Origin of the sequence: Aurantimonas manganoxydans SI85-9A1, assembly GCF_000153465.1 — a bacterium.
Lineage (GTDB): Bacteria > Pseudomonadota > Alphaproteobacteria > Rhizobiales > Rhizobiaceae > Aurantimonas > Aurantimonas manganoxydans.
In genome coordinates, this window is record NZ_CH672387.1 from 2,942,749 (window position 1) to 2,954,548 (window position 11,800).

The 11,800-nt window shown below is 66.0% G+C and carries 9 protein-coding genes and 1 pseudogene; 1 reads left to right on the forward strand and 9 read right to left on the reverse strand.

Going from position 1 to position 11,800, the window contains the following annotated elements:
- Window positions 1-6 precede the first annotated feature (6 nt).
- The 7 genes from SI859A1_RS13930 to aptA form a co-directional block, all read right to left on the reverse strand.
- The gene (locus SI859A1_RS13930; RefSeq protein WP_009210367.1) at window positions 7-957 is read right to left on the reverse strand and encodes an ABC transporter permease; all 951 of its coding nucleotides are present in this window, start codon (window positions 955-957) and stop codon (window positions 7-9) included.
- 9 nt (window positions 958-966) lie between these two features.
- Window positions 967-1,740, reverse strand: coding sequence for an ABC transporter ATP-binding protein (locus SI859A1_RS13935; RefSeq protein WP_009210368.1), 774 nt, complete (start codon window positions 1,738-1,740; stop codon window positions 967-969).
- A 190-nt stretch (window positions 1,741-1,930) separates the two neighbouring features.
- Window positions 1,931-3,382, reverse strand: a complete 1,452-nt coding sequence (gene hydA / locus SI859A1_RS13940) for a dihydropyrimidinase (RefSeq protein ID WP_009210369.1) — start codon at window positions 3,380-3,382, stop codon at window positions 1,931-1,933.
- Window positions 3,379-3,759, reverse strand: a complete 381-nt coding sequence (locus SI859A1_RS13945) for a type II toxin-antitoxin system PemK/MazF family toxin (RefSeq protein WP_009210370.1) — start codon at window positions 3,757-3,759, stop codon at window positions 3,379-3,381. Before SI859A1_RS13945 ends, hydA begins: the two co-directional genes overlap by 4 nt.
- On the reverse strand, window positions 3,756-3,974 hold the full coding sequence (locus tag SI859A1_RS13950; protein ID WP_040325839.1) for an antitoxin MazE-like protein: 219 nt from the start codon (window positions 3,972-3,974) through the stop codon (window positions 3,756-3,758). The genes SI859A1_RS13945 and SI859A1_RS13950 overlap by 4 nt, the downstream gene beginning before the upstream one ends.
- Window positions 3,975-4,009: 35 nt before the next feature.
- Window positions 4,010-5,257, reverse strand: coding sequence for a Zn-dependent hydrolase (locus SI859A1_RS13955; protein WP_009210371.1), 1,248 nt, complete (start codon window positions 5,255-5,257; stop codon window positions 4,010-4,012).
- Window positions 5,258-5,288: 31 nt separating this feature from the next.
- Window positions 5,289-6,617, reverse strand: a complete 1,329-nt coding sequence (gene aptA, locus SI859A1_RS13960) for an omega-aminotransferase AptA (RefSeq protein WP_040325840.1) — start codon at window positions 6,615-6,617, stop codon at window positions 5,289-5,291.
- A gap of 177 nt (window positions 6,618-6,794) precedes the next feature.
- Between aptA and SI859A1_RS13965 the strand changes: the two genes are divergently transcribed.
- On the forward strand, window positions 6,795-7,457 hold the full coding sequence (locus SI859A1_RS13965; protein ID WP_050767546.1) for a TetR family transcriptional regulator C-terminal domain-containing protein: 663 nt from the start codon (window positions 6,795-6,797) through the stop codon (window positions 7,455-7,457).
- Between the two features lie 40 nt (window positions 7,458-7,497).
- Here the strand turns inward: SI859A1_RS13965 and SI859A1_RS13970 are convergent, their stop codons facing one another.
- Together SI859A1_RS13970 and SI859A1_RS13975 are read right to left on the reverse strand one after the other, a co-directional pair.
- Entirely contained in the window at window positions 7,498-9,942 is a 2,445-nt protein-coding gene (locus SI859A1_RS13970; protein WP_148233850.1) for a putative bifunctional diguanylate cyclase/phosphodiesterase, read from the reverse strand.
- A gap of 141 nt (window positions 9,943-10,083) precedes the next feature.
- Window positions 10,084-11,745 (reverse strand): annotated as a pseudogene (locus SI859A1_RS13975) (FAD-binding dehydrogenase).
- Window positions 11,746-11,800: the final 55 nt, after the last annotated feature.

The window sequence follows — 11,800 nt, forward strand, 5'->3', positions numbered from 1 at the left end:
CGGCGCTCATGGCCGGGCCCCCATGCGCTTGAGCGACGCCTTTTCGCCGAGCCCGATCAGCCAGACGAGGACACCCGCCATGATCGCGGCGGCGACGAGCGCCGACCAGATCTGGATGGTCTGGCCATAATAGGAGCCGGCCAGAAGCCGCGCGCCGAGACCGGCTACGGCGCCGGTCGGCAATTCGCCGACGATGGCGCCGACGAGAGCCGCCGCCACGGCGACCTTCATGGAGGTGAACAGGAACGGCATGGACGCCGGCCAGCGCAGCTTGACCAGCGTCTGGCGGCGGGACGCCGAATAGGTGTGCATCAGATCGATCAGCATCGCGTCGGGCGAGCGCAGCCCCTTCACCATGCCGACCGCCACTGGGAAGAAGGACAGATAGGTTGAGATGATCGCCTTGGGCAGAAGGCCGGTCACGCCGACGGAATTGAGGACGACGATCACCATCGGCGCGATGGCAAGGATCGGGATGGTCTGCGAGGCGATGATCCAAGGCATCAGGCTCTTGTCGAGCGTGCGCGAATTGAGGATGCCGACGGCCAGCAGCACGCCCAGGGCGGTGCCGATGAGAAAGCCGAGCAGCGTCGAGGAGAGCGTCACCCAGGCGTGGTAGAGCAGCGAACGCGGCGAGGACGGTTTCACCCCGACCGTCGAGTTCCAGATTTCCACGACGATCTGGTGCGGCGCCGGCAGCACCGGCCGCTCGGCCGACCAGGCGGCCGCGACCGTATCGAGGACGCCATAGGCCTCGCCGGCGCGCTCCAGCTTCACCGTCTCGGTCGCCCAGTTCATGCCGATGGCGGCAAGATACCAGATGGCGAGGATTGCCAGGACGACGGTGAGCACCGGTACGGTCCGCCCGTCGCGCATGCGCCGGCCGAGCCGCCGCAGCGGACCGGCATAGCCGATCCCAGCCCCCGGCTCGGCAATGGGTGTCGGCGGCGGCGTCATTGGCACCGCTCAGTCATAGCCGTGCCCTGCCCGCAGCCCTTCGCGCACCCGGTGGGCGATGGCGAGGAATTCCGGCGTGTCGCGGATGTCGAGGGGACGGTCCGGCCCGAGATCGCAGTCGATGATTTCGTGGATGCGACCGGGGCGCGGGCTCATCACCACGATCCGCGTCGACAGGAACACCGCTTCCGGGATCGAATGCGTCACGAAGACGACGGTCTTCTGCGTCTTGGCCCAGAGCTTCAGCAGTTCCTCGTTGAGATGGTCGCGGACGATTTCGTCGAGCGCGCCGAAGGGTTCGTCCATCAGGAGGAGGTCCGGATCGAAGCACAGGGCGCGGGCGATCGACGCCCGCTGCTGCATGCCGCCGGACAATTGCCAGGGATATTTGCGGCCGAAGCCGGCAAGGCCGACCAGTTCGAGATTGGCGTCGATCCGGCGTTTCCGCTCGGCCCGGTCGAAACCCATGATCTCCAGTGGCAGCGCGACGTTCTTCTCGATCGTGCGCCAGGGATAGAGCGCCGCGGCCTGGAAGACATAGCCATAGGCCCGCGCCTGGCGCGCCTGATCGGGCGTCATGCCGTTGACCGAGATCGATCCGCCGGTCGGCTGCTCAAGGTCGGCGATAACCCTGAGCAGCGTGGTCTTGCCGCAACCGGACGGCCCGATGAAGGAGACGAATTCGCCGCTGTTCACGGTGAGGTCGATGCCCTTCAGCGCATGAACCGGCGTATCGGCGGTCTCGAAGACGAGGTCGAGATTGCGTGCTTCGATGACGTTCACGTTGCGCCTTTACTCACCGCCACCACGATTGGGTGGCCCACTTTCGCTTCGGCTAAAGACCGCAGTGCTTCAATACCACCGACAGCGTGTTCGATGGCGGCGCGCAATCGCTGGTCATGTCCGGGCCGGAAACGACCACCGTTCGTCGTTTCTTCACAACCACATATGCAACGTGGGCTGCTCACCGTAGTCAGACCCCGCTCGCCGGAATGCCGGTGCGCTCGATCCTGCGCGGCGCGGTGAGTTCCTTCCAGGTCGACAGCGCCTTGGCCGCGGGCGCACTGGCGGGACGCTCGACGAAGCGGCCATTGCCCTTTTCGGCGCGCACGTCGCCCTCCTTGTAGGCGAGACGGCCGCGCGAGAACGTCATCACAGGCAGGCCGGTCAGTTCAATGCCCTCGAAGACGTTGTATTCGATCACCGATTTCTGGGTCTTGGCTGAGATGGTCTTGGTGGCGGCCGGATCGAAGATCACCAGATCGGCATCGGCCCCGACGAGGATCGCGCCCTTTTTCGGATAGATGTTCAGGATCTTGGCGATGTTGGTGGAGGTAACGGCGACGAACTCGTTCATCGTCAGCCGGCCGGTGCCGACGCCCTTGGTCCACAGAACCGCCAGCCGGTCTTCCAGGCCGCCGGTGCCATTGGGGATCTTGGTGAAATCGCCAAGCCCCATGCGCTTCTGCTCGTCGGTGAAGGCGCAATGGTCGGTCGCGACGACCTGCAGCGAGCCGGCAGCGAGCCCCGCCCAAAGGGAATCCTGGTTTTTCTTGTCGCGGAAGGGCGGCGACATCACCCGGCGGGCGGCGTGCTGCCAGTCGGGATGGAAGTACTCGCTCTCGTCCAGCACCAGATGCTGGATCAGCGGCTCGCCATAGACCCGCATGCCCTTCTGGCGGGCCCGGCGGATCGCTTCATGGGCCTGTTCGCAGGAGGTGTGGACCACGTAGAGCGGCACGCCGGCCTGATCGGCGATCATGATGGCGCGGTTGACCGCCTCGCCCTCGACCTCGGGCGGGCGCGAATAGGCGTGACCCTCCGGCCCATTGTTGCCCTCGGCCAGCAGCTTCTGCTGCAGGAAGGCGACGACGTCGCCGTTCTCGGCATGGACCAGCGGCATGGCGCCGAGTTCGGCGCAGCGGGTAAAGGACGCGAACATCTCGTCGTCATTCACCATCAGCGCGCCCTTGTAGGCCATGAAGTGCTTGAAGGTGTTGATGCCGGCCTCGACCACCCTGGGCATCTCGTCGAAATATTTCTGGCCCCACCAGGTCACGCCCATGTGGAAGGAATAGTCGGTGCGGGCCGGGCCGGCCTTCTGGAACCAGGTCTGCAGCGCGTCCAGCGGTCCCTGGTCGGGGGCCGGCAGGCAGAAATCTACGGTCATGGTGGTGCCGCCGGCCAGTGCCGCGGCCGAGCCGGAATCGAAATCGTCGGCCGAGTGAGTGCCCATGAAGGGCATTTCCATATGGGTGTGCGGGTCGATGCCGCCGGGCATGACGTAGGTGCGTGAGGCGTCGATCACCTCGTCGCCCGACAGGTCCGGCCCGATCGCCGCGATGGTGTCGCCGTCGATCAGGATGTCGGCCTTGTAGGTGAGATCGGCGGTGACGATCGTGCCGCCCTTGATGACGATGGTCATGGTGACTCCTGGCTGGACGATGGAAGAGTGGAAGACGCAGCGCCGGCGACGCCTGCCAGTTGCAGGAAGATCATCAGGGCGCGGTCGACCTCGAGCATGCGGTCCGGGTCGACACTGCCGATCGGTGCATAGACCTTCTCGCGCGGATAGGTCTGGAGCTTGTCGACCATCAACTGCGACCGCTCCCGCAATCCGTTCGACGGCGCCGGCTCGACGGGAATGCTGATGGAGATGTCCTTGCCAAGATCGGTGGTGAAGGGAACGACGGTGACGCTGCCCAGATGTTCGGCGAAATGGTCAGCCTGCACGACAACGGCCGGCCTGGCCTTGCCGTAGTCTCCCTTCCCCGAGACGAGCACGACATCCCCTCTTCTCATTGAGGGAGATCGTCCCACAGATCGGCGACCTCTTCCGACAGGCGATCGATCTCTCGCGACCGGCGATCCGCCGCGTTGATTGCCCGGCAGTCTTTGTCCAACTGCGCCTGAAAGGCCGGATGGTTCCAGTTCGGCACCCAGACCTCCACAGGACGATATCCGCGAGCTAGAAGATCGGCCCGTTCCGCTTCGGTCAGTTCCTTCGGCCTGCCCATGACGACCTCCTGGCGTTGCGCGATCCCGGTCCAGCCTACTCCACGATCCCCGCAGTCTCCACGACTGCGCGCATCAGGACGTTGGCGCCGGCCGTCGCCCATTCCTTCGAAATCTCTTCCGCCTCGTTGTGGGACAGGCCGTCGACGCAGGGGCACATGACCATGGCGGTCGGCGCGACGCGGTTGATCCAGCACGCGTCGTGGCCGGCGCCCGAGACGATGTTGCGGTGGGAATAGCCGAGCGCCTCGGCGGCATCGCGGATGGCCCTCACGCAGGTCTCGTCGAAGGTCACCGGATCGAAATGGCCGACCTCGTCGACCGACACGTCGATGTCGAGCGCGTCGGCGATCAGGTCGATGCCGTCCTCGATGCGCTCGCGCATCGTGTCGAGGGTCTCCTTGGACGGCGAGCGGATGTCGACGGTGAAGACGCAGCGGCCGGGAATGATGTTGCGCGAGTTCGGATGGACGTCGATCTGGCCGATCGTGCCGACGGCGTTCGGCTGATAATCCATCGCCACCTCGTGGACGAGCTCGATCACCCGCGCCATGCCGAGGCCGGCATTGCGCCGTTTGTACATCGGGGTCGAACCGGTGTGGCTCTCCTTGCCGGCCAGGGTGACCTCCAGCCAGTAGAGCCCCTGCCCGTGGGTGACGACGCCGATGTCGATCCCCTCGTCCTCCAGGATCGGCCCCTGCTCGATATGCAGTTCGAAGAACGCCTTCATCTTGCGGCTGCCGACCGGCTCGTCGCCCTGCCAGCCGATACGTTCGAGTTCAGCGCCGAAGCTCTTGCCGGCGGCGTCCTTGCGGTCCTTGGCCCAGCTCTCTTCCAGCACGCCGGCGAAGACACCCGAGGCCAGCATGGCCGGCGCGAAGCGGGTGCCCTCCTCGTTCGTCCAGTTGGTGACGACGATCGGATGCCTGGTGCGGATGTTGAGGTCGTTGAGCGTGCGCACCAGTTCAAGCCCGGTCAGCACGCCGAGCACGCCGTCATACTTGCCGCCGGTCGGCTGGGTATCGAGATGACTGCCGACATAGACCGGCAGCGCTTCGGGATCGGTGCCCTCGCGGCGGGCGAACATGTTCCCCATCGTGTCGAGGCCCATGGTCAGGCCGGCGGCCTCGCACCACGATCTGAACAGCGACCGGCCCTCGGCGTCCTCGTCGGTCAGGGTCTGGCGGTTGTTGCCGCCGGCGACGCCCGGTCCGATCTTCGCCATCTCCATCAGCGAGTCCCAGAGGCGGTCGCCGTCGATCTGGAGATTGGTGGCTGGGCTCATGGGGTCACTCTCTCGATCTGTTGCGGTGCCGTCAGGCAAGGGTCTTCAGAATGCCGCGCAGCGTCTCGACGATCTCGCCGATCTGGTCCTCGGAGATCATCAGCGGCGGCGACAGGGCGATGATATCGCCGGTGGTGCGGATCAGCAGCCCCTTTTCGTAGGCTTCCAGGAAGGCCGAGAAGGCCCGCTTGGTCGGCGCGCCGGCGATCGGCTCCAGCTCGATGGCGCCGATCAGGCCGATGGTGCGGATATCGATGACATGGGGCTCGCCCTTCAGCGAATGGATCGCCTCGGCCCAGACCGGCTCCAGCGCCTTCGCCCGTTCGAACAGCCCGTCTTCCTTGTAGGTCTCCAGCGTCGCCAGACCTGCCGCCGCGGCGATCGGGTTGCCGGAATAGGTATAGCCGTGGGCGAACTCGATCAGATGCTCCGCGCCGCCCATGAAGGCGTCGTAGATCTCGTCCTTCACATAGACCGCACCCATCGGGATGACGCCGTTGGTCAGCCCCTTGGCGGTGACCATGATGTCCGGCGTCACGCCGAAATAATCGGCGGCGAAGGCCGTGCCCATGCGACCGTAGCCGGTGATCACCTCGTCGAAGATGAGCAGGATGCCGTGCTGGTCGCAGATTTCGCGCAGCCGCTTCAGATAGCCCTTGGGCGGCGGCAGGACGCCGGTCGAACCGGCCACCGGTTCGACGATCACCGCGGCGATGGTCGAGGGATCGTGCAGGGTGGCGATGCGCAGGAGGTCGTCGGCCAGCTCGGCGCCGTGCTCGGTCTCGCCGCTGGAATAGCCGTTGCGGACAGGGTCGTGGGTGTGACGCATATGGTCGACGCCGGTCAGGAGCGTGCCGAACATCTTGCGGTTGCCGACGATGCCGCCGACCGAGATGCCGCCGAAATTGACGCCGTGATAGCCGCGCTCGCGCCCGATCAGGCGGAAGCGGGCACCGTCGCCCTTGGCCCGGTGATAGGCGAGCGCGATCTTCAGCGCGGTCTCGACCGACTCGGAGCCGGAATTGGCGAAGAACACGTGGTCCAGGCCGGACGGCGCGATCGCGGCAAGGCGCGAGGCCAGCTCGAAGGCCTTCGGGTGCCCCATCTGGAAGGCCGGCGCGTAGTCGAGCTCGGCCGCCTGCTTCTGGATCGCCTCGACGATCCGCGGCCGGCAATGACCGGCATTGACGCACCACAGGCCGGCGGTGCCGTCGAGCACCTGCCGCCCATCGGAGGTGGTGTAGTGCATGTCCTTGGCCGCGACGAACATGCGCGGCGTCTGCTTGAACTGCCGGTTCGCGGTGAACGGCATCCAGAAGGCTTCGAGATTGTTGGGCGCGATCGGTGCGTTCTCGTTCATCGGCTGCCGCCTCAATGGGACGGTTCCGAAGCCCGGATCGTCCGAAATCTTGACTAAATGGTCAAAAGCGAGGCTAGAAGGTCGTCAGGAACCGGTCAAGCGTCCTGCTGAAGAACTGCGCAGAATATCGCAGTGCAAAATAGGCGGGCAGACCCCGGTTTGGAGAGGGCGGAACGCGTGGACCAGACAGTCGAGCATTCCGGCACGGAGCCGCCGCATGGCGACCGCCAGCCGACCCGCATCCAGGCGATCAACCGCGAGATCATCCTGGACGCTGCGCTGGACGTGTTTTCGGTCAACGGCTTCCGGGGATCGACCGTCGACCAGATCGCCGTGCGGGCGAAGATGTCGAAGCCGAACCTCCTCTATTATTTCCGCCGCAAGCAGGACATCTACCGGGCAGTGCTGGAGCACACGCTGGATGACTGGCTGGCGCCGCTGGAAGCGATGAACGCCGACGGCGACCCGATCGAGGAGCTGCGCCGCTACATCACCGCGAAGCTCGCCATGTCGGAAGACAATCCGGCCGCCTCGCGCCTGTTCGCCAACGAGGTCCTGGCCGGCGCCCCGGTGGTCGGCGACTTTCTCGCCACCCGGCTCAAGCAGCTCGTCGACGTGAAGGCGCGGGTCATCCGCGACTGGGTCGATCGCGGCCAGCTGGCGCCGGTCGATCCGTACCATCTGATCTTCATGATCTGGGCGACGACCCAGCACTATGCCGATTTCGACGTGCAAATCCGCGCGATCGTCGGTCGTCAGGTCGATGCGCCCGGCTTTCGCGAGCAGACCGCGCAGGCTGTGCTGACGGTCGTCCTCAACGGCATCCGGCCGCGGGACTGACGTTCATTCGCTTGTCGGACGATCTGCGCTCGTCCGCCGTTCAGGCGGCGGTGGCGGCAGCGCTGCGCGGCTCGATTGCTTCCTGGGTCAGCGCCTCGAATTCATGCGGCCAGCGGTCGGCGATCTCCACCAGCATCTTCGGCAGGTCCGAAGCCGGGCGCGGCCGCGAGAAATAATAGCCCTGCATCTCGCGGCATCCCTCGGCGTAGAGGATGCGCATCTGCTCCGGCGTCTCGATACCTTCGGCGATGACCCGCATGTCGAGGGCGTTGGACAGGCCGATGACCGAACGCACGATGGCGATGTTCTCCGGCCGCGACATGTCGCGCACGAAGGACTGGTCGATCTTGATCTTGTCGAAGGGGAAGCGGTTCAGATAGCCGAGCGAGGAATAGCCGGTGCCGAAATCGTCCATCGAGATGGTCAGGCCCATCCGGCGGAATTCCGTCAGGATCGAGAGTACCTTGTCGCCCTCGTCGAGGAACAGGGATTCGGTGACCTCGATCTGCAGTCGCGACGGCTGCAGCCCGGACTTGGCCAGAACCCGCCGCACATCCGCGACGAGGGTCGGGCTCTTGAACTGCACCGCCGAGAGGTTGACCGAGATGGCGAGATCGCTGACCCAGTTCGATGCCTGCTCGCAGGCGGTTTCCAGCGCCCACAGGCCGATCGGCGTGATCATGCCGGTTTCCTCGGCCAGCGGGATGAAGGTGGAGGGGCTGACGCGGCCGCGTTCAGGGTGATTCCAGCGCAGCAGGGCCTCGAAGCCGCTGATTGCGCGGCGCCCAGTATCGACGAAGGGCTGGTAGAACAGCTCGAACTGCCCCTCTTCGATCGCCTTCTGCAGGTCGATCTCCAGTTCGCGGCGCTGCTGCAGCTTCTGGCGCATGCTCGGCTGGAACATCCGGTAGCTGCTGCCGGCCGACTGCTTGGCCTGATAGAGCGCGAGGTCGCAATTCTGCAGCGCGATCGCGGCGTCGAGATCCACGGGACGCTTGCCGCCGGCAACATACAGGGCACCAACACTGCCGGCGGCGCTGATGTGGCGACCCTCGACCTCGAAGGGCTCGTCGAAGCTGGCGACCATCGAGCGGGCCAGATCCTCGGCATCGGCGGCGGAGCGGCCGCCGAGGAGGATGACGGCGAATTCGTTGCCGCCGAGGCGCGCGACCGTCGCCTTCGTGCCGGCCTTTTCGATCAGCCGCGCACCGCACTGGCGCAGGATGGCGTCGCCGACGGGATGGCCATAGGTGTCGTTGATGGTCTTGAAGCCGCGAATGTCGATGACCGCGATGGTCAGCGCCTTGCGGCCCTTGCCGAGCGCCTCGTCGAGGATTTCGGCGAAGACGCCGCGATTGGGCAGTTCGGTCAGGGCGTCGTGACCGGAGAGGTGCTGCAGGCGCCGGGCGATGGCCTCGCGTTCGGTGATGTCCTCGAAGGTGATCAGAAGGCCGTCGCCGGACATGCCGCGACGCTTCACTTCCATGATCTGGCCCTCGCCGACTTCCTGGATGTGCGACGCCGTGTCGTTCGGGGCGACACGGCCGGTCAGCCGCGCATCGGTGAAGAAGTCGCGGGCGTTGGTGCCGGCCGGGTGGTCGCCGAAGAGTTCGGTGAAGGTCTCGTTGCACAGGATCATGCGCTTCTGGCCGTCCAGCATGCAGAGCGCCTGGGTCATGTTGTTCAGGGCCGCAGTCAGCTGATCCTGCTGCGTGTCGAGCCGGCCGGCCATCAGGTCGACCTTGTCGAGCATCATGGTCTCGAGCTTCTCGCAATGCTCCTGCATCTGCCGCAGGGCGTTGAGGACGTCGCGCACCTCGCTTGGGCCGCGCGCCTCGATCATGTCGCACTCGATACCGCTGGCCAGATTACGCGCAAGGCCCGACACCCGGCGCAGCGAGGCGCCGACGGATCGCGACAGGAAAACGGCAAAGCCAGCCATGCCGATGAGGATCGCGGCCAGGCCGGCAAAATTGCGCAACCGCGCGCTCTCGATGGCGCCGACCGCAACGGCCTTGGTCTGCACAAGGTCCGCGTTCAACGCCGTGACCGCGCGGTCCAGAACCAGTGCGGTGCTGGCGATTTCGCGAGCCGCCATCCGGGCCGACATGTTGCCGCCGGAGGCTTCCAGCCGGCTCAACGGATACAGGAGTTCGGACAGGATGGCCTGAACCTCGGCGGAACCGGACTGGTCGAGAGCTGTCTGCACGTCGGCCTTGATCGACGAAATGGTGCGCATCGCCGGCTCCAGCCGCACCTGCGCGTCGTTTCCGACGGCTGCCCCTTCGGCGCCAAGGCTCTCGGCCAGCGCCACCGTCTTGCCCTTGGCGACCTGAAGCCGCCCCAGCGGATCGATCCCGCCATCGTAGAAATTCTGCGCGAAACCGAGGGACACGGACTGGGAATGATAGGAAAAGGCCGCGAACAGGAGCGCCAGCACCGCGAAGATCGAACTGCCGATAATGAGACGCAAATGGATCGACATACAGCTCATTTCCCAATCGGCTGCCATTCCAGGCAACCGCATTCTCGACGCGCACGCCGCGGTTCTGACAGAAGAATGCTTCGGCTAGGTTACTTCACGGTTACGTGACGACGGGTCGCGCAAATTATTTTCGCCGGTTTTTCAACCTGTGGCTTCGGCGGCATACCGGCCGGCCCGGCGTCCGGAGAACAGGCAGCCGCCAAGAAAGCCGCCTTCCACCGCATTTTATCCGTGAACGCCGCCGCCGCCGAAGCCGGCGATCTCACCGGCGGCATACAATCCGGGGATGGGTCGTTCATCCGCCGCGAGCACCCGGCCGTCGAGATCGGTATGAAGACCGCCGAGCGTCTTGCGCGTCAGGACGTTCAGGCGGACTGCAATCAGCGGCCCATGGGCGGAATCGAGAATTGCATGCGGCTTGGCGGTCCGGATCAGCCGGTCGCCGAGATACCGGCGGGCGCCGCGCAGCGCGATGATCTGCGCGTCCTTGGAGAAGGGGTTGGCGATCTCGCGATCGCGCGCGACGATCTGCGCTTCCAGATGCGCCCGGTCGAGCCTGGGCTCGCCGGCGATCGCATTCATGCCGTCGACCAGTTCGCCCAATGTGTCGGCAACGACGAAATCCTCGCCATGCCGCTTGAACGCCTCGACCGGTGGCGGTGCGTTGCGTCCGCGCCGGTTGCGCAGCACCGCGCGCCAGTCCTTGCCGGTCATGTCCGGGTTCTGCTCGGACCCGGACAGCGCGAATTCCTTCTTGATGATCGACTGGGTCAGCACGAACCAGGAATGCCCATGGCCGGTCGACAGGATGCGCTTGAGGGTCGCCAGCGTGTCGAAGCCCGGCAGCGCCGGCGGCTCCATGCGGTCGCCGAGCGCATCGAACCACAGGGACGACGGGCCGGGCAGGATGCGGATGCCGTGCATCGGCCAGATCGGGTCGTGGTTGGTGACACCCTCGGTATAGTGCCACATGCGGTCGCGGTTGATGACGCGGCCGCCGGCCGCCTCGGCGATCTCCAGCATGCGACCGTCGACATGGGCCGGAACGCCCGAGATCAACTTCTGCGGCGCCGGTCCGATCCGGGCGGTCGGCCAGTTGCGCCGCACCATCTCGTGATTGCCGCCGACCCCGCCCGCCGTCAGGAGGATCGCACCGGCCTCGATCTCGAAATCGCCGATCACCGCGCGCGACGAGGTTTCTCCGCGTGCTGTCGTGGCCGGGGCGAGAATCTCGCCCGCCACGCCCGTGGCGGTGCCGTCGACGATCCGCAATTCGCTGACCCGGTGGCGGCCTTTCAGGATGATGCGCCCGGCCGCCATGTGCGCGCGCACGCGCCGCTCGAAGGGCGCGAGCACGCCGGGACCGGTGCCCCAGGTGATGTGAAAGCGCGGCACGGAATTGCCATGGCCGGTGGCCAGGCTGCCGCCGCGCTCGGCCCAGCCGACGACCGGAAACCAGCGCAGGCCCATCGCATGGAGCCAGGGCCGCATCTCGCCGGCGGCGAACTCCACATAGGCCTCGGCCACAATGCGCGGCCAGTGATCCTCCTCGCGGTCGAAGCCGGCCGATCCCAGCCAGTCCTGCAGCGCCAGTTCGCGGCTGTCGCGAATGCCGAGGCGGCGCTGTTCGGGGGTGTCGACCATGAACAGGCCACCGAGCGACCAGAAGGCCTGCCCGCCGAGATGCTCGGCGCTCTCCTGATCGACGATGACGACACGGCGTCCGGCGTCGGCCAGTTCGCTCGCAGCCACCAGTCCGGCCAGACCGGCGCCCACGACGACCGCATCGCTGCGTTCGCTCAAATCGATCCCCTCCCCCGGATGCTTCTCCCGATGCCGCCCTCCGCCAGCCCGGACA